Below are 22,356 nucleotides of genomic sequence, written 5' to 3'. Positions count from 1 at the left end.
AAGGATGAGTGGGATGAAAGTAAATAAAGCTTTAACAATTGCAGGATCTGATAGTGGCGGCGGTGCCGGCATTCAAGCAGATTTAAAAACATTCCAAGAGCTTGGTGTGTATGGTATGACGGCTATTACGGCAATTACTGCTCAAAACACGCTTGGCGTTCAAGGGGTATATCCAGTTCCATTAGAAGGTATTACGGAACAGTTGAATTCAATTGGTACGGATGTAACACCAGATGCTGTGAAACTAGGAATGTTGTTTAGTAGTGAAATTATTCAAATTGTGGCAGAACAGATTAAGAAATTTGGCTGGAATAATATTGTGCTAGATCCTGTTATGATTGCAAAAGGAGGAGCATCACTATTACAACAAGAAGCAGTACAAGCATTAAAAGAATACTTATTACCAGTAGCAACTGTTATAACACCGAATGTTCCTGAAGCAGAAGTGTTAACAGGGCTAGAAATTCATAACGTTGAAGATAGTAAAGAGGCTGCAAAAGTACTGCATGAATTAGGTGCGAAATATGTACTTATGAAGGGCGGGCATGCTGAATATCAAGGTAATGAAGTAATTGATTTACTCTTTGATGGAGAAGAGTTTATTGAATTTAGAAGTGAGCGAATTCCTTCGAAACAAACACACGGAAGCGGCTGTACATTTGCATCTGCAGTTACAGCAGGACTTGCGAAGGGCTACTCGATTGAAGAGGCAGTTCAAGAAGCAAAACAATTTATTAGTATAGCAATTGAAGAGCCATTGAATATCGGTAGTGGTCATGGACCGACGAATCATTTTGCATATAAAGTGAATAAAATGCGTTTGTAAGAAAGTGAAAAGTCAGTTTTGTAACTGGCTTTTTTTCTATTTACTTTTTCCAATTACAGGAGTAATATATCAGCCAGAATACATTTTTTGTAATACGCTGAGTCCAATTATATGGAGCGGAGGAACCAATTTGTGAAGTGTCACTAGGGGTGAATCTTTCAATTTTGAAAGTAGGGCTACTCTCAAAGTCCGAATCCGACAGCTAACTTCGTAAGCGTCTTGAGAGAGGGCGGTGCCATGATGGATACATCACTTCATCGATCTGATTAGTATAGGGGAATATCAATCTATATTCGAGTTCTTTTATGCTAAGGAGGATGAGGTACATGGAACTAACACTTATTTGTGTTGGAGAAGAAAGCAAGGTAAATAGTTTAAGAGATTTAGTAGCATTTCAACATGAGTTAATTATTTTTACAGCAAATGAAGAGATAGCAGCTGAAGTTAGGGATTGTGGATTTGATTGGACGTATAGTTGTAGTAAGGAGCAGGATTTTACTAGTATTTGTGAGTGTATTAAGAAGGTAATTTTACTAGGGGATGAGCTTCCAATCGTTAGTTTTTTCACAGAACACATTCGCTTTTCTTTTCAGGCACCTATTACTGTTGTTACAAGGAATAAACGATATCCAGCGAGGCTCTATGAAACAATTGGAGCTACATTTGTCGTGTTTACGAATTGTGATAATATTACTTTTTTATTTTTTGAATAGGGCGGGGGAGAAGAAGATGAAAGTGTTGTTATTAGGAGATATAGCGAATCGTTGGGCGGTATCGGTAGAGCGAGTTCAAGAATTGGTCGTACTTGATCCTATTTTTCCAAGGCCCTATATCATATTGCCATCTAAAGATGCTTTATATTTAAAAACAGATGTTATCGAATATGAGCAGCTACATGCAGAATTGTCACAAGTTTATATTCGTGGGAGAAATTTGCGCGCATTTTTGCGTGGAGAATAAATAGTCGATGAAAAAAGAGCGAATGCTGAGTGCAACAAGCTATGCACTTCATGTCATTCGCTCTTTTTATTTCGTATTTAAAAGGTCATTTCTGTGAAAAAGAAAGAAAAGACGAGAAAACAGATGAAAGAATATTAATAACACTTAATGTAAGCGTTTAAATAGATGTATATTTTCTTATTTTAGGTAATTTGCCTCTTTACAAGTTAAATATAGAGGAGTATATTTACTCTCATAAATCATTCATAAAATTTCCAAAAAAACCTAAAATCGCTGAGTTCCAGAAATGGAGCGGGGGAACCAATTTTGTGCATCGTCACTTGGGGTGAATCTTTCAGTTTTGAAAGTAGGGCTACTCTTTAGGCCCGAATCCGACAGCTAACCTCGTAAGCGTTTAGAGAGGAGGTTTACTTTGTGTTGTTCATTTCGAACACTAAGTAGAGCTTAGTGTTCTTTTTTTGATTATTTAATGGTAATTTTTTACAAAAGAGAGGGATAATTATGTTAGATGTTGTAATGATCGGGATTTTTGTTGTATTAGTCGCATCGATGGCAAGTCTTGCAAGTTGGTCAGATAAAGTTGTGAAAGAAGGGAAGCAATCATGATGATTGCCTTATCAATTATTGTTGCAGCAATTACGGTGTACTTAGTGTATGCATTATTAAATCCGGAAAAGTTTTAATTAGGGGGAGTCATTCATTATGATCTGGGTAGCAGTCGTTATTACAATGCTGTTGTTTGTTCTTGTGGCAAAGCCAACGGGAATTTATTTAGAGAAAGCCTTTCAAGGTAGTAAAAAGCTAGATAAAGTATTCGGGCCTTTTGAAAAAATTATTTTTAAAATTACGGGTGTAAAAGAATACAATCAAACGTGGAAACAGTACGCGTTATCATTAGTTTTATTAAATGGATTTATGATTGTTGTCGTATATTTCATTTTCAGACTGCAAGGAGTATTGCCATTAAATCCAGCACACATTGAAGGAATGGAGCCTACGCTCGCTTTTAATACAGCAGTCAGTTTTATGGCTGATACAAACTTACAGCATTATAGCGGTGAAAATGGTTTATCTTATTTATCACAATTGATCGGAATTACATTTTTAATGTTTGCAGCACCGGCAACGACGTTAGCACTTGTAATGGCGTTTATAAGAGGCCTTGCTGGAAAGGAACTTGGTAACTTTTTCGTTGATTTTACGAGAGCTTTAACGAGAGTATTTCTTCCTATCGCTTTTATTACGGCGTTACTCTTTGTTGCATTTGGCGTACCACAAACATTAGACGGTGCAGTTACAGCACAAACGATTGATGGCGCCAAGCAAAGTATTTTACGTGGGCCAGTTGCATCGTTCGTTTCCATTAAGGAACTTGGAAATAACGGCGGTGGATTTTTCGGAGCAAACTCTACACATCCTTTCGAAAATCCAGGACAAATGAGTAATATTTTGCAAATGATGCTTATGATGTTATTGCCAACAGCACTTCCATTTACGTATGGACGAATGGTAGGAAATAAAAAGCAAGGACGTATTCTTTTTGTATCACTATTCATGGTGTTCTTGCTAGGATTTATCACAATTACGACATCTGAATTACATGGAAATCCAGTATTAAACGACATGGGTATCCAGCATGTACAAGGAAGTACAGAAGGAAAAGAAGTAAGGTTCGGAACAGTATTTTCTTCACTATACGCAACAGTAACGACAGCTGCTGAAACTGGAGCGGTGAATACGATGCATGATACGTTAACACCAATTGGTGGGTTAGTACCACTCGTAAATATGATGTTAAATACAGTATACGGCGGCGTTGGAGCAGGCTTTGTGAACATTATTATGTATGCGATTATCGCAGTCTTTATATCTGGATTGATGGTTGGACGGACACCGGAGTTTTTAGGTAAGAAAATTGAAGGTAAGGAAATGAAATTAATTGCGGTAACGATACTATTTCATCCACTGCTTATTTTAGGATTTTCAGCATTAGCTCTTTCCACAAGTGTAGGAACGGATGCTATTTCTCATTCCGGTTTTCACGGTTTAACGCAAGTGGTATATGAATATACATCGTCAGCTGCGAATAACGGATCTGGATTTGAAGGGTTAGCGGATAATACACCGTTTTGGAATATTACAACTGGTTTAGTTATGTTTTTAGGACGCTATTTCAGTTTAATTACGATGCTAGCTGTGGCAGCTTCTTTGAAAGAAAAGACGGTTGTACCAGAAACAGTCGGAACGTTCCGTACGGATAATAGTTTATTTGGCGGCATTTTCATCGGAACAATTGTAATTGTCGGTGCATTAACATTCTTCCCGATGTTAGTACTCGGTCCAATTGCAGAATTTCTTACATTGAAGTAATGGAGGGTAAATGATGAGACCGGTAGTAGTAAAAGAAAAAAGAGTAAATGAGTCACAAATACATGTTGTAGAAGATGAGGTTAGACAAGCGAAAACGATGGATCGTGATATCGTGACACATGCGATGAAACAGTCCTTTGCGAAATTGAATCCGAAAGTCATGATAAAGAATCCGATCATGTTCGTTGTGGAGATTGGATTTATCATTACGTTCATTTTATCGTTCCTTCCAAGTCGTTCTAGTAGTATACCAGGATGGTTCAATATAACAGTTTCTCTCATTCTATTATTTACAGTTTTATTTGCTAACTTTGCAGAAGCGTTAGCGGAAGGGCGGGGGAAAGCGCAAGCCGATTCTTTAAAACAGTCGAAGAAAGATGTGTTTGCCAATGTTGTAAAAGAAAATGGGAACATTGTTCAAGTTTCAGCAACGGATCTGAGAAAAGGTGATGTTGTTATTGTAAAACAAGGAGAAATGATTCCAAGTGATGGGGAAGTCATAAAAGGATTAGCGTCTGTCGATGAATCTGCGATTACGGGGGAATCAGCTCCTGTAATAAAAGAAGCGGGCGGTGATTTTTGTTCCGTGACAGGCGGTACGATGGTTGTAAGTGATGAGATCACGATTGTCATTACGAGTAATCCTGGTGAATCATTTATTGATAAAATGATTTCGTTAGTAGAGGGAGCTGCTCGTCAAAAAACACCGAATGAAATTGCTTTAAATACAGTATTAACGAGTTTAACGCTTATCTTCTTAATCGTTGTTGTGACGCTGCCGATTTTTACAAATTATTTAGGATTTCAAATTGATACAGCTGTACTTGTCGCTTTGTTAGTTTGTTTAATTCCAACGACAATTGGTGGATTATTATCAGCGATTGGTATTGCCGGGATGGACCGCGTGACAAAGTTTAATGTGTTAGCAATGTCGGGTAAAGCAGTAGAAGCTGCGGGCGATATTAATACAATTATTTTAGATAAAACGGGTACGATTACTTTCGGGAACAGAATGGCTCATACATTATTACCTGTAGGAAATGAAACGATTGAGCAAGTAGGGAAATGGGCTGCGATTAGTTCAGTTTTAGATGAGACACCAGAAGGTCGATCTGTTATCGAGTATGTGCAAGCAAAATCTATATCATATAATAGAGAACTTGCAGAACAAGGTGAGTTTGTTCCATTTAAAGCAGAAACGAGAATGAGTGGTGTTGATTTACAGGACGGAACGAAAGTGAGAAAAGGTGCTGTCGGTAGCGTGATTGAATGGGTTCAGTCACAAGGTGGAACAATTCCGAAAGATGTAAATCAAAAAGCAGATTTCATTTCAAAAGAGGGCGGAACACCACTTGTAGTTGCAGTGAATAATCGTATTTACGGTTTAATCTATTTAAAAGATACAGTAAAACCTGGTATGCGTGAACGTTTTGAACAGTTGCGTCAAATGGGGATTAAAACGGTTATGTGTACAGGGGATAATCCATTAACAGCAGCAACCATTGCAAAAGAAGCAGGAGTAGATGAGTTTGTTGCTGAGTGCAAACCAGAAGATAAAATTGCAGTTATTAAAGCAGAGCAAGATAAAGGAAAACTCGTAGCGATGACAGGTGATGGTACAAATGATGCACCGGCATTAGCGCAGGCTGACGTTGGATTAGCGATGAATAGTGGTACAACAGCTGCGAAAGAAGCAGCGAATATGATTGATTTAGATTCGAATCCAACGAAGATTATTGAGGTAGTAGGAATCGGTAAGCAATTGTTAATGACACGCGGTGCGTTAACGACGTTTAGTATTGCAAACGATATTGCAAAATATTTTGCAATCATTCCAGCAATGTTTACACTTGCGATTCCGCAAATGGAAGCATTAAACATTATGAAATTAACATCACCACTGTCAGCGATTTTATCAGCATTAATATTTAATGCAGTTATTATTCCATTACTCATTCCATTGGCGATGAAAGGTATCGCATATAAACCGATGAGTTCGAATGCACTACTTGGCCGAAACCTACTTATTTATGGGCTTGGCGGAGTGATTGTACCGTTCATTGGAATTAAAGTAATTGATATGATTGTCGGCTTGTTCATATAAGGAAGAGGGGAAAGAGATGGCGAAGAAACAAAGTATACTATCACCAATCATCCGTATTACTTTTACATTTTTAGTGTTGTGCGGACTTGTATATCCACTTATTGTTACTGGTATTGCACAAGCAGTAATGAAGGATAACGCGGATGGAAGTTTAATATATAATGATAAAAATGAAGTGATTGGTTCTAAATTAATCGGTCAAAATTTCACAGATCCACGTTATTTTCATGGGCGCGTTTCTAGTATTGAATATAAAGCAGAAGCGTCTGGTTCAAATAACTATGCACCGTCTGATCCAGATTTAGAGAAACGAGTAGAGAAAAGTATTGAAGAGTGGAAGAAACAAAATCCCACTGTACCACTTACAGAAGTGCCAATCGATTTAGTGACAAATTCAGGTTCAGGGCTAGATCCGGATATTAGTCCGCAAGCGGCTTCGGTGCAGGTGGATCGTATCTCGAAATTAACGAATATTCCGAAAGAGAAACTTAATCAATTGATTAAAGATCAAACAGAAGGTGCGGCACTTGGTTTATTTGGAGAAGATCGCGTGAACGTCTTAAAGTTAAATTTAGAATTACAGAAACTAATGAAATAGTAACAGTGCTACCTCAATCTAATGGATTGAGGTAGCGTTGTTTCGAAAGAAAGGTTGTGAATGTTTTGTATGCAGATGACTATAAGCCGACGTTTCAAAGGCGAACACCAGAGGAATATTTAGAATATATTCGTCAGCAAAATCGGGGACAGTTAAAGCTATATGTAGGAGCAGCTCCAGGAGTAGGAAAAAGTTATAAAATGCTACTTGATGCAAGAGAGATGAAAAAGGACGGTACGGATATTGTAATTGGTTTAATTGAAACGCACGGGAGAAAAGAGACGGAAGACGCAATTGCTGATTTAGAAAAGGTTCCTTTAAAAGAAATAGATTATAAAGGGAAATTATTTTATGAACTTAATGTGGAAGGAATTATAAAACGTGCACCGCAAGTCGTTGTTGTGGATGAACTTGCGCATAGCAATATTCCCGGTTCTAAACATAAGAAACGTTATATGGATGTGCAGGAATTGTTAGAGGCTGGTATATCGGTATTATCAGCTTTTAATATTCAACATTTAGAAAGTGTTCATGATATTGTAGCTCAAATTACGAATGTAAAAGTAAGAGAACGCATTCCAGATTTTATTTTACAAAAAGCAAATGAAATTCAGCTTGTCGATGCAACGCCGGAAGTGTTAAGAAAAAGACTAATAGATGGAAAGATATATAAGGAAGAAAAAATACAGCAAAGCTTACAAAATTTCTTTACGCTTAATAATTTAGGAGCACTAAGAGAATTATCGCTTCGTGAAGTCGCTGATGATATGGACGAAAAGATTAGTCAAGCAGTGATAGAACCAATTGGAGTGAAAGAAAAAATTCTCGTTTGTGTACAATATAGTTCAACAGCAGAGAAATTAATAAGACGGGGATGGCGCATGGCTGATCGGTTGAATGCTGAATTGTATGTATTAAATGTTGAAAGAGAAAATATCGACTCTCTTTCAGCTGGTAAAAAGCAAACGATTGAAGAGTGGAGGTCGCTCACGAATCAATTTGATGCGAGTTTTGTGTTAGAAGAGGCGAAAGGGAGAAAGCCAGCGGATGTTATTATTGAAGTTGCAAAAAGATTACAAGTAACGCAAATTTTACTTGGGCAATCAGCGAGAACGCGATGGGAAGAAATTCGAAAAGGTTCGATTGTGAATGAAATTATGAGACAGACGAAGCATATTGATATTCATATTGTTGCGGATCAAAGAGTTTAAAATAGAGACCATCTGTAGGTCTCTATTTTGCTTTTTGTGTGGCAGGGAATCGTAGCATTTTCATCGCATATAAGATTATGAGTAGAAACATAATTGCACCTATGAAGAAAATCCAAAAGTAATTTTGATTAAATAAAAGAAATCCACCTATAAGTGGCCCTGTGCCCATACCAAGATAGCGGATGAAGTTGTACATACCGATAGCAGTTGCGCGTTCTTGTACAAATTCTTCCGTTAATAAAGTAGTGTGAGTTGGCATAGAAAGTCCCATACTAAAACCGTACAATGATGTAACGATAATGATAAATGGGATATTGATGCTATATGTGAAAGAGAATAAAGTGACACATATAATATTGAAGAAACTAGTAATGAATAAAGTTTGCTTTGTTGTGAGGCGCTTTTGCAAAAACTTGTAGCAATAACTTCCTAACATAATAGAAAGGGACATCGGTACAAACATAAGACCAATTTCACTTGCAGTTAAGTGAAATAAATTTGTTGAAATGCTCGGTAAAAAAACGAGGAAGCAAAAGTAAATACAAAATTGAATAAAGCCAATAAGAGTAATAGAAAATCCAGTTTTATTTTTTAAGATAAACCAGTAATTCTTTTTTGATTGCGGTTGCTTACTTACAGTTGGTTTTGTTTCTGGAAGTAGTGAAATGTTTATCATTAATAAGAGAATGCCAAGTATAGATAAAAAGAGAAATACGGATACATGGCCGTTTATACTGCCGAGATAACCACCAATGAGGGGACCAATCGCAGGTGCAAGAGCAAGTAACATTTGATAAAGGCTCATTGCTTCTCCTCGTTCTTTTCTTTCAAACAAATCACCAATAATCGTTGCTGAAACTACAGGTATAGCCGCTATTCCTATAGCTTGAACAGCTCTAAAAAAGAGAAATAAATAAATGTTTGCCGAAAAAGCACATCCGATTGAACCAATTGTACTAATGACTAAACTAGGGATAAGGACAGATTTTCTCCCTTTTGTATCAATTAAAGGTCCATATACGAGCTGCATAATTGCAAGAATGAATGTGAAAAGTGAAACTGTGACATTTACAAGATGAGGAGAAGTATGAAAAGAACCTTGAATCATGGGCAAGATAGGTGTGTAAATATTTTGAGCGAAGGAACCGAGTAAGGCACTAATACAGACAACATATAAAATGAAATGTAGTTTGGATTTTTTCATTATGTTAACCTCCTTCTTTTTAGTTTCCTTGGAAACTAAATTTATTTTAACATGTTTTTCTAACTTGTAAATATGAAAAAATGATTTTAAAATGGTATATAGTTAAATTGTTTCTTTGGAAACTTAGGGGGCGAATAGATTGGATTATACAACGAAACAAATGGAAATACTTTCGGACATTCGTACACTTTTGCATAAAAGAGAAGAACATTTGAAAGGACAAAATGAGAAGTTTCTTCGTGAGACAGGTGTAAGTGGTATGTCTTTATCTGAGTTACATGTAATCGAGTGTATCGGGAAGAATGGTCTGATGAATGTAACGGCAATTACGATAGAAATGGGAATGACGAAGGGCGCAATCTCTAAAGTTTGTACAAAGTTGTTCCAAAAGAAATTCGTTGAGAAGATGCAAATGTTAGACAATCAAAAAGAAATTTTCTTTCGCTTAACGGAAAGCGGAAATGAAATATATAAAGCTCATGATAAATTGCATAAACAAGCTGAAGAAAAGTGGCTGTTACTCTTAGATAGATATACGAAAGAAGAACAAGATTTTATTCAAAGGTTTATAAAGGATGTCTCCGATCATTTGGAAATATAATTGGAAGAAAAAATTCCGTTTTCTCAAGTCTTTTAAATATAATTTCTGAAAGAACTCATATATAATAGAAAAAGATACTTAACATGGTGAATAATTAAAGAGTCAATATATATAGAGGAGAGAGTAACATGCTTGAAAATACAGGGTTAGTATTAGAAGGCGGCGGTATGCGTGGTGTATATACGGGCGGGATATTAGAATACTTTATGGAACAAGATTTATATTTTCCATATGTAATCGGTGTATCAGCTGGTGCTTGTCATGCAGCGTCGTATCTTTCCAGACAAAGAAATAGAAATAAAACAGTAAATATTGATTATGCATCACATCCGAAATATTTATCGTATAAAAACTTATGGAGAAAACGTCAGCTATTTGATATGGATTTTATTTTTCATGAAATTCCAGAAAAGCATGTGCCGTTTGATTTTGAAACATACTTTAATAGCCCCGAGCGTTTTCTTGTAGGAACGACGGATTGTGAAACAGGACAGTCTGTTTATTTTGAAAAAGAGGGAACGAATGATGATGCACTAAATTTATTACAAGCTTCTAGTTCATTACCTTTCATTGCACCAGTAGTAAATTACCGAGGTAAGCAATTATTAGATGGCGGGATTTCGGATCCGATTCCAGTTCGTAAAGCACAGGAAGATGGATTTAAAAAATCAGTCGTAATTTTAACAAGAAATCACGGTTACGCAAAGAAAAAATCAAGATTTGGGTGGGTTGCTGCGAAAGCTTATAAAAAATATCCGAATCTTGTTAACACGATGTTAAATCGCTATGAAGTGTATAATGAAACACTTCACTACATTGAAAAAGAAGAACAAGCGGGTAATTTATTTGTTATTCGTCCAGAAGTACCGCTTCAAGTAGATCGTATGGAAAAAGATACAGCAAAACTACAACATCTATATGAGCAAGGCTATGAAGATGCAAAGAGACAGTTTGCAGATTTGCAGGCGTTCTTGCAAAAATAATAATTAGGCTGTGGAGGTAGAGTTCTCTGCAGTCTTTTTTATTATTGGTTTCAATGCCGAATGTTGGTTATACACGTTTTTAGGTTATGGTATAATATGGATAAAAGGTATGTGGAGAGGTGATACATATGGAAAATGTATATAAAGGACTTAGACATACTGGATTTACTATGATGCTTATTTTTGGTGGGGTATTTTTACTGCGCTGGTTCATTCATGATGAAATGCTATTGGATCAGCTTATTGGGTTGAGTGTAGGGCTGGTAATGGTTATTTCTTCAGTTTTCATTCAGAAGTATAGTAAAGAATTACAGGTAGAAGAGAAATATTAAAATGTTATAAGCTCCTTCATATTTTGGAGGGACCGTTATAGTTTGAATGATTGTTATAAAAGAAAAGTAGAGCATCGAAATCCGATGCTCTACTTTTTTAGTGTGGTAAGAATATCAATTGATAAGCAAATAAAATTCCAAATACATATACAAGTGGGTGAACAGAACGGAATTTACCTTTTGCCACTTTCATAAGTGGGTATGAAATAAATCCAAGAGCGATACCTGTTGCGATACTTGATGTAAGTGGCATGCTTAAGATTACTAAAAATGCTGGGAATGCTTCATCAAATGCGTCCCAATCGATGTGACGAACTGAGCCCATCATAAGACTACCAACAATAATTAATGACGGTGCAGTAATAGCTGATACACCAGAAACAGCACTTACTAATGGTCCGAAGAATGCTGCTAGAGCGAATAGAACAGCTACTGTAACTGTTGTTAAACCAGTACGACCACCAGCTGCAACACCAGCAGAAGATTCAATGTAAGCTGTTGATGGTGTTGTTCCGAACATAGAACCGATTGTTGCTGAGAATGAATCAGATAGAAGAGCTCGTCCTGCTTTTGGAAGCTTTCCGTCTTTCATAAATCCACCTTGTTGAGCAACGCCAAGTAATGTACCTGTTGTATCGAATAAGGTAACAAGGAAGAATGAAAATACAACGCCATACAATCCGTAGTTAATTACATCAGAAACAGCAGTAATTGGATTTGAAACGATAATGCCTTCTGGTAATCCAGGCATTGATGTAACACCGTTTGAGAATGATAATTGTCCCGTGAAGAAAGCGATAATACCAGTTAATAGCATGCCGATAAATAGCGCACCATTTACATTTAAAGACATAAGGACAATTGTAATTCCAAGTCCAGCTAATGCTAGTAGTACTGGAGCAGAGTGAAGATCACCAAGTCCAACTAAGTTTGCATCGTTTTTTGTAACGATACCCGTTAAGCGTAAACCGATAAAGGCAATGAAAAGACCGATACCAGCAGTAATTGCATGCTTTAAGTTTTCAGGAATTGCTTCCATTAATTTTGTACGGAAAGATGTGAATGATAACAAAATTAAAATCATACCTGCTACGAATACAGCAGAGAAGGCAATTGCGAAAGTCATGCCTTCATGAGCTTTTACAACAGAGTAAGAGAAGTAAGCATTTAATCCCATACCTGGTGCAATTGCGATTGGTAAGTTTGTAAAGATCGCCATAAATAATGTTCCGACAACAGCAGCGATAATTGTTGCTGTAAATGCTTGTTCAAATGGAACACCTGCATCTCCAAGGATAACAGGGTTTACGACAATGATATATGCCATTGTTAAGAAGGTAATAATACCTGCCATAATTTCAGTTTTAATAGAAGTTTTATGTTTTGAAAGGTTAAACATATAAACATCCTTTCTGTTTACGAATAATTTTCACAACAGTTATATATAATATTCGTTTTTTATCTATTTTGCAATAGTTTTGCATAAAAAGTTTACAACAATTCATATTTTGTGTCTTAAATTCGAATATTAATCGTAAACCGATGTGTGAATTTCAGTTTTTATTGTGCACATATTATAAGGAAAAGGAGTTGAAAGAAAATATGCCGCAGCAAAAAAACTTTGTAACAATGCCAGCGCAACATCAAAATAAACAACCCGGTATTGAATCATTAATGAATCCTCTACCACAGTTTGAAGATCCAAATTATAAAGGTAGCGAAAAGTTAAAAGGAAAGAATGTATTAATTACAGGGGGAGATAGTGGAATTGGACGAGCTGTTTCTGTCGCTTTTGCGAAAGAGGGTGCAAATATTGCGATTGCGTATTTAGATGAAGATGGAGATGCAAATGAGACGAAGCAACGTGTGGAACAAGAAGGTGTAAAGTGTGTGTTGTTACCAGGTGATTTAAGTGATGAACAGCATTGTAAAGATATTGTAGAAGAGACCGTTCAGCAGCTGGGTGGTTTACAGGTTTTAGTAAATAATGTCGCGCAGCAATATCCGCAGCAAGGACTAGAGTATATTACAGCAGAACAGCTAGAAAAGACTTTTCGTATTAATATTTTTTCTTATTTTCACGTTGCGAAAGCCGCACTTTCTCATTTAAAGCAAGGGGATGTCATTATAAATACCGCGTCTATCGTTGCATACGAAGGAAATGAAACTTTAATTGATTATTCCGCAACGAAAGGGGCAATCGTAGCTTTTACAAGATCACTTTCTCAATCATTAGTGCAAAAAGGGATTCGTGTAAATGGTGTTGCGCCAGGACCAATTTGGACACCACTTATTCCATCAAGCTTTGATGAGAAAAAGGTATCACAGTTTGGGAGCAATGTTCCGATGCAAAGACCTGGCCAACCATATGAATTAGCACCAGCATACGTATATTTAGCGTCTGGCGATTCATCCTATGTTACCGGGCAAATGATACACGTAAATGGGGGCGTTATTGTAAATGGATAGTTTTCATTTATAAGAGCAAAGTAAAGTTAATTCCACTTATTATAGTGGCGCTAGGGGAGGGATATAGATGAAAAAATTATGTTTTGTCATACTATTATTTTTCATCCTACCGGTTAGTGCCTTTGCTAATACAGATCATCTAATATTAGTGAACCTTACGACAAACCAGTTGTCTTTTTTTGAAAATGGAAATTATACGAAAACATTCTCCGTAACAACTGGAAGAGATCGTACACCTACGCCTGAAGGTAACTTTTGTATTATAACTAAATTTAAAAATAAAGAATATCATCGAAAAAAAATAGCTGGTGGTGCACCGAATAACCCTCTTGGTACGAGATGGCTTGGGCTAGATAAGAATGAATATGCGATTCATGGGACAAATCGAGAATGGACGATTGGAAGTAGGGAATCAAATGGCTGTATTCGCATGCATGACAGGGATATACAGTGGTTATACGACCGAGTCCAGTTACAAACAAAAGTAATTATTTCTCGTTTTCATACGAGCCCCGAATATGAAGCGAATAGGCTTGGTTATCGTGTTGTGAGTTGGAATGGTCGTAAAGTAGAAGAAGAGCAAATTGGTATGCTTACGTTAGTAGACCGCGTGGATATATATTGGCAAGAACCGAATGGGCAGTTAACGAAAGTGAAGACGGTACTGCCAAATGAAAGATATGCAGTGTACTCAAAACGAAAAGATGGAATATATTATATAGGAAACAATTTGTATATAGTAGATGAAACAGGAGAAAAAATTCGTTATGAGCAAATTCCTCTTTCGGCTTTAAGTAATATATATAAACGGAAATATAATGTTCCGTAATAGCTACCGTATGATAGACGGTAGCTTATTTCTACTTCGGGTTTAACTGCAACTATTGTATTTGGCTGAATATAATACAGTACAGATAGGGGGCGGTTATATTATGAAAAGTGAATTTGCTTTTAAAGTTTTCTTAGTAACGACCTGTTTATTTATCGTGTATTTGTATGCGTTTCTCGTCTTTTCGTTTTATGTTCCATATGTTGATTTAATATTGTTCTTCGGATTTATTTGGGCGTTTGTTAAGGCGAGAGAAGGGGAGAAGAGTATATATCGGCGTATTACGTTATGCGGGACAGCCGTTCTCGTTATTTTGTACTTTTTTATTATGCATGATTTTTGGAGGGGAATGTAAAAAAGCATACGATTAGTCGTATGCTTTTTATGTTTAATATTTTGGTTTAAATGTATGACAACAAGTTTCTACACTTGTTGTTACAGAACTTTCTAGCGTCTCGTTTGTTAAAACTGCGCTTGTATACGAATCATTTGTATTCGAACCCGTTTCTTCAGCATCTGGTTGCACAATGATTGCACTTGCTTGACAAAAGTTACCTTGTCCCCAAAATGAGCAATTGGAAACAGAACATTTCACTTCTGGCATAAAACCCCCTCCTTATACATTAGTTTGGAATTTTACGTCCATTTCATGTGTAGAAGGAGTTTCCTTTTCTCGTTATTTTTTCGTTTGTTCAAACCATTCTTTAAATTTTTCTTTTGATTGCTCGCCGCTAATACGGCTTACTTCTTTACCATCTTTAAAATGAATAATTGTCGGTGTTCCTTTAATATCGTACTTATCCCAAGGCTCGTTTAAATTTTCAATATCAATTACTTTCATATCAACATTTAAATCTTTCGCTAAAGGGACAACAGTAGGAGAGACTTTTTGACAATGAACACATGAGGTTTGATAAAAGTAAATCGTTTGTTCTTTTTTATCTTCTATATTTTTATTGAGATCTTCAAGAGAAATTTTATTTGAGTAGTAACCTTTTTCATCTGTCGATGCGTTTTTCTTTTCCATTTGCGTTACAGCAAAGATTGCTGCAAATAAGACGATAATAATACCGCCAAATATAAGCATTTTTTTCATTCTTTCATCTCCTTATTTGTTTTTGATGACAATAAAGCTACAAACAGCGATTGTAATAAAGCCGATAAGTGCTAAAAACGGGATCGTCACAAAGCCGAACCAGTTTATGTATTCTCCCGTACATGGTACGCGGCCGCAAGCTGCCCCTGCAGCCGAAAATGCTGCGACTTTTTGAATTGCATAGTGATATAAAGAAATACAAGCACCAATACTTGCGATTGGTAAAGAATAACTTGCGATACGATAGTCTTTTTTTACTACAGCGATACCGAGCCATAAAACGAATGGATACATGAAAATACGTTGATACCAACAAAGGACACAAGGTTCAAATTTCATGATTTCGGAAAAGTATAGACTTCCTAGTGTAGCGATAAAAGAAGCTCCCCACGCGGTAAATAAAGCATATTCTTGCTTTTTTTCTCGTCCCATATTTTATACCTCACTTATAATAGTTACATACTAAATTATAGTATGAAGTGGCACAGAAAAGAAAGAAAAAATATGTTTATCAATAAAAGTTTTATAAGGGGAAACTTTTATTGATATGAACATTTAAAAAAGCGCTATTCTCCAGAAGAGAATAGCGCTATAGTTTACATTTGAATTTGCTCTACTTCTTCTATATGTGACTTTTGGGATGCGTGGTCAATATATTGAAATAGAAGCTGCAATTGTTTATCAACTTCTGGCAGTTCTTTACTGTATTGATAAGCGTGTAAAAAATGCTCAATACGCTTAGAAAATAATTGATCGTTCGTTTGAACCATGAGAACGAGTAATTTATCCCAATTACAGCAATACGTGTAATAGAGAGCTTTATCATAGTCGTTATATGTTTGCACTGTGTACCCTCCTTACCGAGAGTTATATATAGTGTGTGATAAGTAAGGAGAAATACACTTGAAAGAATTTGTTAAGAAAAAAAGTGAATGAAAAAAACGAGGTGTTTCCTCGTTTTTTAAGCTTTTGGCATTGGCGTAGGTGTTGGTTTGCCATAGCCTTCTTTATATTTATTGTCGATATAGTTACGAATTTCAAGCGTTGATTTTCCTTTTTGTTTCATGGAAGCAGATTCAACTGCGATTTCTAGGCAATTGACGCAAGTCGTTGCATGGGAATCCCAAACAACTTCACCATTCTTTTTAATTTCACGAATAAAACAATTTTTATTATTTTTATGTCCTACACTTTCACCGCAACCGCAATAACATGGAATCCAATCTAATAGTTCTGCATTTTGTCCAGCGACAGTGTAGATATCTTTCATTTGTGGATCAAGCTTGTCTAGGAAGGTAGGAAGTGTGTTGACTCCTTTTGTTTTCTCTTGAATGTCAGCTTGCTGAGTGTGCGATGCGTGGTCATGTTCTTCTTTTTTTGATTCAGAAGATTTTTGGTCATTTGTACCAGTACTTCCGCATCCAGCAAGAATTAAGCTTAGTACTGCAAGTAAAGAAAATACATACTTTTTCATTCGCTTGTCCCCTTTACAAATGTATTAATCAAATTGTATCAGAGATTACGGTGTATCGGTTGAAGATTTTTTTGATTGATTTTTGAAGCGCCATCTTAGCGAATGGAATAGAAATAATACCGGGATGTAAGCATATACAATATATAAACCCGCTTGAGATAATACCGTATTTAAAGTGTTGATACTTTCACGGTTTGTAAAAAATAAGGATGAAATAAATATGGCTGCGATAAACAATGGCAGTGTGATTTTAAACGGTATGTGAAAAGATCTTTTACTAATGCAACAAGAAGACCAAATGGTTAAACAAAGATTAGGTAAAATAATAAGATACCATAGAAAAATAATGATGTACTCAAACCTTTGGATAAAAGGAACTTTAATGATTTTTAGCATCGTTAATGTTGGCCAAATAGTATGGTGTAGTTGTCCTTGGCTGTAGTACATAAGGGAAACGATGGCAAGTATTACGTATAGAATCGTTGTAAAAGCAATGCCGCCATGTGCCCATTTATTTAATGATTTTCCTTTTTTAATAAACGGATAAAAAATAAGAATCGCTTCGAATCCAAGAAATTCTAATGCAGATGCTTTCGCTGCAGTTAGAATATCTAAAGGTGAATGAGTGAGAATTGGGAAAATGTTACGGACATGTGCATATTTCATTGGGAAAACTAAGAAAAATAGGACGAAAATCGGTATAATAACGCCCCAAAAACATATTCCTGTTACAGAACGTAAGCCACCTCTAATTATGTAATAAGCTACAAGTAAAAATAGTAAAGTTAATTTCCACGGTTTAATTGTAGGAAAGACCCAAACTTGAATAACTTCAATATATGTACGAAGAACAGTAAGGCAAAATAATAGAAGGTATGCCGCAAAGCATACGGAAAAAAATGTTCCAATCCATTTTCCGAAACATGTCGTATGGATATTCATTAAATCATTATCTTTTTCTAACATTTTCAGCATGCAAAATAATACGATATGAGTTGCAATACCAGCGACAATAAGAGAAATCCAAGAATCATAACCAGCAAATTTCGCAATAATCCTTTGGTATCCTAGTACACCTACTCCAATTTGAAGAGAGTGTAATAAAAGGAATGTGAAATACGGAGAAACTGTATGTGTTTTATCTTGTCCAGTCATGATAGCACCTCACTATTCTCCGATACCAGATTGTACGACATTAATCTTTACGTTGACAGCAACATCTACGTTAGGATACATGTCCTGAATTTGTTTCATGCTCCATTTTCTTGAGTGACTACGAATTTCTTCACGTATACCAATTGGATCGATTTCATTTTCTTGGAATTGTTTTATTAATTCATTTAAATCCTTCTCAAGCAACCTTTCTACATGTCTTTTTACGTAAGTTACATTTTTACTCTTTGATAAATCCAGCCAACTGGGAGCATTTTTTATGAGTCCATTTAATTTTAAGTGTATGTTAACCCTTGGAATATCACCGTTTTGGGAAAGGGAACATACACTTTTTCCGGATAAGTTTTGAGTAGCAATTAACCCTTTATTTTTACCTTTCCGTATCGGAACTTCGTAACGCCCATTTTTCGTTGGATTAATGAGTAATTTAAATAAAAAAGACCTTTTCTTATCTGTATACATAGCCACTTTATCCTTTTTTAAAAAAGCTAATCCTTTAATGGAAGCAGATTTGTCTTCTGATACTTGAATGTAAGGAAGAAATGGATCGCATCCAGATGAATAGAAGTTATATAAAAAAATATGTAAAGCTGTTCGTGGGATTGTCTCGTTTTTTATGTTTTGTTCCAGTAATTCAGATACATATAGCGATCCGTTTGTTTTCACATGTTTAAGTAATTCTTCTGCCGAACCATCCACAAGTGCTAGTTGCACATCTCGGCCAATGTTAGGATCACGTTGTAAGTTGTTAATAACATCTCCAATTCCACGTTCACCAAATACTTTTCCAAATAGGACGGCACGCATTTGACCTACAGCGATCGTATGTGGCGATTTGGAGTTTAGAAGGGAAGAGATCGTTTCAATGGTACCTGCATGAGTTGATTGAGTTTCAGGTTTAGATTGTACTCCTTTTGTGTAATCGGGATATAAAATTGTCCCTCGAAAATTTTTATCTTTCATTATATCGAAACCACCTACGTGAATCATTCGCTGTGTATCGACTATATTTGCTTCTGTACAACCAGATTGGAAAATTAAAATGATAATAAAAAAGCATAATAAAATATTTTTCATTTTTCCTCACCATCTCGTTTTTCTTTCGCCTTGTTTGGATCATAGCGCCATTTCTTTTTCGGTCTTAGAAAAGAAGCACGTCCTGCAGTTTGACTAAATGGAAGACGAAGGAGTCCTTCAGCTGTACCTAACCCGCGAAATGGGTATAAAGGTAATAAATAAGGTGATCCAAGTGATTTTAAGCGAATTAAATGAGCCAGTATAAATACAAATCCGACGATAAGTCCTACGCCTCCAAATGCTCCAGCTAAAATGATGAGAGGGAAGCGCAATATCCGGATAGTAGAGGACATTTTTACTGTCGGTGTTGTAAAAGAAGCTAGTGCAGACAACGCAACAGCAATTAATAAGATGGTGCTCGTTAAAGCGGCCTCAACAGATGCTTGCCCAATTACAATTCCGCCAACAATACCAATCGTTTGGCCGACTTTAGTCGGTAAACGCGCCCCAGCTTCGCGCAGTAATTCGATTGTAATTTCTAAAAAAAGTGCCTCCAAAACAGGTGGAAATGGTACGTTGGCTCTAGAATAAATAATTGGTCCAAGTAAATCTGCTGGAATCATTTGATAGTGATACGTTAGTACAGCTGTATAAATAGCTGATGAAAATAGAGAGAATGCTGCTCCAAAAAAGCGAACTAATCTAAGAAATGATCCTGCCATCCATGGTAAATAATAGTCTTCTGGGGAGACGAAAAAATCGAGTAATGTTGCTGGTCCGGCTAATGCATATGGTGAACCGTCTGTTAAAATGACGACTCCTCCATTTAGTAATGCATAAACGGAGCGATCTAAACGCTCTGTAGGTAGTAAAACAGGAAATGGAGAGTTACTATTATCACTAATAAACTGTTCAATCATAGTTGCATCAAAAGGGTAATCAAAATCAATATCTTGTAGACGTTGTGTTGCAGTGTTAATATGCTGTTCATTTGTAATTCCTTCGATGTAAGCAACTACGATTTTAGTTTTTGACATAGAACCAACGCTAAGTTCTTTAAAAATTAATTGCTCGGTTACGATATTTCGGCGTAATAAATGTATATTTATATCAACATTTTCAACAAAACCAACTTTAGGACCGATAACGCTATATTCATTTTCCGTGTCATTTACTAAACGAGTTCCTAAAACTGTACTTTCAGCGCGTAGGAGTGCATACGCTGCTTGTTCTGAATCTTTTTTTAGCTGTAATAACACATACCCACCTAATAATTTTTCGCGAATATCATCAATGGAAGGGGAGATGATGATGTCTTCAATAGATACAATATTTAAAATATCATCAATATGTTGAATCTCGTCCAATTTATCTTTTATAGGTGCTAAAATGAATCGTTTAATAATAAGTGATTCTACTGTCGATTTATAATAAAACAAACATAATGTGCCATCTTCTATAATGTTATAAGAAGAAAAGTCACTTGATTCTTTCATAGTATGGATAAACTCTGGAATAGAACAGATGGTTTGTTTTTTCTTTTTAGATAATAAACGAAACATTTTCACACCCCCTGACATATATCATTTACTTGTGTTAGTTTTTGGGAAAGACGGGAATTTATACTTGAAAATTGAAAGTTCATAAAGAAAAGGAAGAGTATTGAAAAACTCTTCCTTTTTGGCGTATTAATTTGTTTTCTTTTCCTTAATAGACTTTACTAATTTAATCATTTCTGCTCGTATATCTTCTTTTTTTACATTTAATTTTTCTGCAATTTGTTTAATATCCATTCCGTCTTTTTTCATTTTTAGCACATCATCAAGGGGAGTATTACTTTTTTGAGAGATGATTGTTAATACCGTGAGCTGACGTAATCCGATATTATATTCTTTCATTTTTTGTTTTAGCCCGTCTGGTGTAGATTTTTGCATATTTGCTAATTCTTGCAGTAGTGCCTTTTTCGTTTCTTTATTCATATGATGCTTTTTCAACTTACTTGGATCTACCCCGAAATGCTGGGCTGTTTTCTCCCAAGATTTATTTTGCTTATAGTAAGCTAAAACGTCTTTTATTTCTGTTTTGCTCATTCTTGCAATGTGGGCAGCTTTCCAAATTTCATGTTTGTTATAGCCGAGTTTTTCGAGCGACTGCATTTCTTCTTCTGAAATTGGCTTATGATGATGCAATGTTACTTCTTTTGGCGTAGCGGCGAAAGTAGGGAAGACGGTTGCACCGAATAATAATGTTGCCATAGACATACTTACTGCGATTTTTTTGTACATATAAACTCCTCCTAGATGGATAATGTGGAAAACTTTACACATATCATTTCCATAAAATGTGAAAAACTTGTGAAGAAGCTAAGTTTTTTTATTCACAGTAGAAAAAGAAGTTTTTACAGGTTTTCCAACATAAAACATTGATTAATAGTAAAAAACTAGGTTATAATCGAAATTGAAAATCAATATCAATAATAAACGTATACATATAGATAAAAAATAAGGGAGAGAAAAATATGACTACATATACTTCCATCGCAAATGTGATTAAAGAAAGACGTTCTGTTCGTACATTTACAGATAAAGCAGTAGAAAAAGAGTTATTAATTGAACTATTAAACGACGCAACATGGGCACCGAATCATAAACACCGTGAGCCATGGAATTGTAAATTATACATTGGAGAAGGTCGCAAGAAATTAGTAGACGCAGTATTAAACTCTTTCACAGAAGAAGAAAGAGCGAAACGTGGGAAAATTTTATCTGATCGTTTCTTAAGCACGCCAGCACAAATCGTTGTATATATAAATGAAGACCCACGTCAAATTCAGCGTGACGAAGATTACGCTGCAACGTGTGCATTTATGCAAAACTTCCAACTTCTCGCTTGGGAACGCGGTTTAGGTTGTGTTTGGAAGTCAGGTGGATTAAACTACAATCCATTATTTATAGAAGGACTTGGTTTAACTAGAGGTCAACGCATCGTTGGAATTCTGCACCTTGGCTATTTCGATAAAGCACCAGAAGGAAAAGCGCGAGCGCCGATTACGGAGAAGATGGAGATTATTGAGGATTAATAGATGAGACATTCTCGTTTTTACGGGGGT

General features: G+C 35.9%; 27 protein-coding genes and 2 riboswitches. Of the genes, 16 read left to right on the top strand and 11 right to left on the bottom strand.

All coding sequences use genetic code 11. From position 1 onward, the window contains the following. Positions 1 to 4 precede the first annotated feature (4 nt). The 9 genes from thiD (at position 5) to kdpDN (ending at position 8,069) form a co-directional block, all read left to right on the top strand. Positions 5 to 826 carry a bifunctional hydroxymethylpyrimidine kinase/phosphomethylpyrimidine kinase gene (thiD, locus tag AC0NJG_RS25410; protein WP_140168808.1) on the top strand — a complete coding sequence of 274 codons (822 nt, stop codon included), beginning with the start codon at positions 5 to 7 and terminating at the stop codon, positions 824 to 826. An 85-nt stretch (positions 827 to 911) separates the two neighbouring features. Beyond that, positions 912 to 1,059, top strand: a riboswitch (cyclic di-AMP (ydaO/yuaA leader). Positions 1,060 to 1,152: 93 nt separating this feature from the next. Next, a complete protein-coding gene (locus tag AC0NJG_RS25405; RefSeq protein ID WP_087951404.1) occupies positions 1,153 to 1,539 on the top strand; it encodes a hypothetical protein in 387 nt (128 codons plus the stop codon). A gap of 16 nt (positions 1,540 to 1,555) precedes the next feature. Next, positions 1,556 to 1,786, top strand: a complete 231-nt coding sequence (locus AC0NJG_RS25400) for a hypothetical protein (protein ID WP_000866315.1) — start codon at positions 1,556 to 1,558, stop codon at positions 1,784 to 1,786. 261 nt (positions 1,787 to 2,047) lie between these two features. Then, positions 2,048 to 2,193, top strand: a riboswitch (cyclic di-AMP (ydaO/yuaA leader). 94 nt (positions 2,194 to 2,287) lie between these two features. Next, positions 2,288 to 2,392 carry a SipW-dependent-type signal peptide-containing protein gene (locus tag AC0NJG_RS25395; protein WP_000887889.1) on the top strand — a complete coding sequence of 35 codons (105 nt, stop codon included), beginning with the start codon at positions 2,288 to 2,290 and terminating at the stop codon, positions 2,390 to 2,392. Continuing rightward, on the top strand, positions 2,389 to 2,469 hold the full coding sequence (gene kdpF / locus AC0NJG_RS25390; RefSeq protein WP_000972376.1) for a K(+)-transporting ATPase subunit F: 81 nt from the start codon (positions 2,389 to 2,391) through the stop codon (positions 2,467 to 2,469). The genes AC0NJG_RS25395 and kdpF overlap by 4 nt, the downstream gene beginning before the upstream one ends. 19 nt (positions 2,470 to 2,488) lie before the next feature. Continuing rightward, positions 2,489 to 4,156 (top strand): potassium-transporting ATPase subunit KdpA, encoded by a 1,668-nt coding sequence (gene kdpA, locus AC0NJG_RS25385; RefSeq protein ID WP_474063583.1) that lies wholly within the window; start codon positions 2,489 to 2,491, stop codon positions 4,154 to 4,156. 13 nt (positions 4,157 to 4,169) lie between these two features. Beyond that, positions 4,170 to 6,260 carry a potassium-transporting ATPase subunit KdpB gene (gene kdpB / locus AC0NJG_RS25380; protein WP_140168807.1) on the top strand — a complete coding sequence of 697 codons (2,091 nt, stop codon included), beginning with the start codon at positions 4,170 to 4,172 and terminating at the stop codon, positions 6,258 to 6,260. Between the two features lie 16 nt (positions 6,261 to 6,276). Then, on the top strand, positions 6,277 to 6,858 hold the full coding sequence (kdpC, locus tag AC0NJG_RS25375; RefSeq protein WP_087951408.1) for a K(+)-transporting ATPase subunit C: 582 nt from the start codon (positions 6,277 to 6,279) through the stop codon (positions 6,856 to 6,858). A gap of 56 nt (positions 6,859 to 6,914) precedes the next feature. Beyond that, positions 6,915 to 8,069 carry a KdpD-like non-kinase potassium sensor gene (kdpDN, locus tag AC0NJG_RS25370; RefSeq protein WP_087951409.1) on the top strand — a complete coding sequence of 385 codons (1,155 nt, stop codon included), beginning with the start codon at positions 6,915 to 6,917 and terminating at the stop codon, positions 8,067 to 8,069. A gap of 22 nt (positions 8,070 to 8,091) precedes the next feature. Here kdpDN and AC0NJG_RS25365 read toward each other — a convergent pair whose 3' ends face one another. Beyond that, the gene (locus AC0NJG_RS25365; RefSeq protein ID WP_088327439.1) at positions 8,092 to 9,273 is read right to left on the bottom strand and encodes an MFS transporter; all 1,182 of its coding nucleotides are present in this window, start codon (positions 9,271 to 9,273) and stop codon (positions 8,092 to 8,094) included. Between the two features lie 139 nt (positions 9,274 to 9,412). Here AC0NJG_RS25365 and AC0NJG_RS25360 point away from each other — a divergent pair, with 139 nt between their 5' ends. The 3 genes from AC0NJG_RS25360 to AC0NJG_RS25350 all read left to right on the top strand — a co-directional run bounded on the left by AC0NJG_RS25360 (position 9,413) and on the right by AC0NJG_RS25350 (position 11,189). Next, positions 9,413 to 9,874 carry a MarR family transcriptional regulator gene (locus tag AC0NJG_RS25360; protein WP_087951411.1) on the top strand — a complete coding sequence of 154 codons (462 nt, stop codon included), beginning with the start codon at positions 9,413 to 9,415 and terminating at the stop codon, positions 9,872 to 9,874. Between the two features lie 128 nt (positions 9,875 to 10,002). Continuing rightward, a complete protein-coding gene (locus AC0NJG_RS25355) occupies positions 10,003 to 10,857 on the top strand; it encodes a patatin-like phospholipase family protein (protein WP_087951412.1) in 855 nt (284 codons plus the stop codon). Positions 10,858 to 10,985: 128 nt separating this feature from the next. Further along, positions 10,986 to 11,189: a hypothetical protein gene (locus AC0NJG_RS25350; protein ID WP_087995270.1), complete on the top strand. Its 204-nt coding sequence runs from the start codon at positions 10,986 to 10,988 to the stop codon at positions 11,187 to 11,189. A gap of 97 nt (positions 11,190 to 11,286) precedes the next feature. Here AC0NJG_RS25350 and AC0NJG_RS25345 read toward each other — a convergent pair whose 3' ends face one another. Further along, the gene (locus AC0NJG_RS25345; RefSeq protein ID WP_087951414.1) at positions 11,287 to 12,588 is read right to left on the bottom strand and encodes an NCS2 family permease; all 1,302 of its coding nucleotides are present in this window, start codon (positions 12,586 to 12,588) and stop codon (positions 11,287 to 11,289) included. 203 nt (positions 12,589 to 12,791) lie between these two features. Between AC0NJG_RS25345 and AC0NJG_RS25340 the strand changes: the two genes are divergently transcribed. The 3 genes from AC0NJG_RS25340 (at position 12,792) to AC0NJG_RS25330 (ending at position 14,842) form a co-directional block, all read left to right on the top strand. Beyond that, entirely contained in the window at positions 12,792 to 13,658 is an 867-nt protein-coding gene (locus tag AC0NJG_RS25340; RefSeq protein WP_143880806.1) for an SDR family oxidoreductase, read from the top strand. A 67-nt stretch (positions 13,659 to 13,725) separates the two neighbouring features. Next, positions 13,726 to 14,487: a L,D-transpeptidase gene (locus tag AC0NJG_RS25335; protein WP_087951416.1), complete on the top strand. Its 762-nt coding sequence runs from the start codon at positions 13,726 to 13,728 to the stop codon at positions 14,485 to 14,487. Positions 14,488 to 14,590: 103 nt separating this feature from the next. After that, positions 14,591 to 14,842: a hypothetical protein gene (locus AC0NJG_RS25330; protein WP_000834195.1), complete on the top strand. Its 252-nt coding sequence runs from the start codon at positions 14,591 to 14,593 to the stop codon at positions 14,840 to 14,842. A 33-nt stretch (positions 14,843 to 14,875) separates the two neighbouring features. Here the strand turns inward: AC0NJG_RS25330 and AC0NJG_RS25325 are convergent, their stop codons facing one another. From AC0NJG_RS25325 to AC0NJG_RS25285, 9 genes are all read right to left on the bottom strand, one after another. Beyond that, a complete protein-coding gene (locus AC0NJG_RS25325; RefSeq protein WP_001115394.1) occupies positions 14,876 to 15,091 on the bottom strand; it encodes a DUF1540 domain-containing protein in 216 nt (71 codons plus the stop codon). A gap of 72 nt (positions 15,092 to 15,163) precedes the next feature. Continuing rightward, a complete protein-coding gene (locus AC0NJG_RS25320; RefSeq protein ID WP_087951417.1) occupies positions 15,164 to 15,583 on the bottom strand; it encodes a thioredoxin family protein in 420 nt (139 codons plus the stop codon). A 12-nt stretch (positions 15,584 to 15,595) separates the two neighbouring features. Continuing rightward, positions 15,596 to 16,015, bottom strand: coding sequence for a disulfide formation protein C (locus tag AC0NJG_RS25315; protein ID WP_000532258.1), 420 nt, complete (start codon positions 16,013 to 16,015; stop codon positions 15,596 to 15,598). 164 nt (positions 16,016 to 16,179) lie between these two features. Next, on the bottom strand, positions 16,180 to 16,428 hold the full coding sequence (locus AC0NJG_RS25310; protein WP_001195458.1) for a YhdB family protein: 249 nt from the start codon (positions 16,426 to 16,428) through the stop codon (positions 16,180 to 16,182). Between the two features lie 116 nt (positions 16,429 to 16,544). Then, positions 16,545 to 17,057 (bottom strand): PCYCGC domain-containing protein, encoded by a 513-nt coding sequence (locus tag AC0NJG_RS25305; protein WP_087951418.1) that lies wholly within the window; start codon positions 17,055 to 17,057, stop codon positions 16,545 to 16,547. A gap of 45 nt (positions 17,058 to 17,102) precedes the next feature. Next, entirely contained in the window at positions 17,103 to 18,212 is a 1,110-nt protein-coding gene (locus AC0NJG_RS25300; protein ID WP_087951419.1) for a GerAB/ArcD/ProY family transporter, read from the bottom strand. Between the two features lie 12 nt (positions 18,213 to 18,224). After that, positions 18,225 to 19,307, bottom strand: a complete 1,083-nt coding sequence (gene gerYC / locus AC0NJG_RS25295) for a spore germination protein GerYC (RefSeq protein WP_087995268.1) — start codon at positions 19,305 to 19,307, stop codon at positions 18,225 to 18,227. After that, positions 19,304 to 20,809 carry a spore germination protein GerYA gene (gerYA, locus tag AC0NJG_RS25290; protein WP_474063582.1) on the bottom strand — a complete coding sequence of 502 codons (1,506 nt, stop codon included), beginning with the start codon at positions 20,807 to 20,809 and terminating at the stop codon, positions 19,304 to 19,306. Before gerYA ends, gerYC begins: the two co-directional genes overlap by 4 nt. A 126-nt stretch (positions 20,810 to 20,935) precedes the next feature. Next, positions 20,936 to 21,532: a hypothetical protein gene (locus AC0NJG_RS25285; RefSeq protein ID WP_474063581.1), complete on the bottom strand. Its 597-nt coding sequence runs from the start codon at positions 21,530 to 21,532 to the stop codon at positions 20,936 to 20,938. A gap of 233 nt (positions 21,533 to 21,765) precedes the next feature. On the opposite strand from AC0NJG_RS25285, the gene AC0NJG_RS25280 reads away from it, so the two are divergent. Further along, positions 21,766 to 22,326: a nitroreductase family protein gene (locus tag AC0NJG_RS25280; protein ID WP_048554289.1), complete on the top strand. Its 561-nt coding sequence runs from the start codon at positions 21,766 to 21,768 to the stop codon at positions 22,324 to 22,326. Positions 22,327 to 22,356 lie beyond the last annotated feature (30 nt).

The sequence above is a fragment of the Bacillus sp. SSR7 genome, assembly GCF_055902415.1.
Note: the sequence above shows the minus strand (reverse complement) of the source record. Positions and strands in the feature narration are given on the sequence as shown.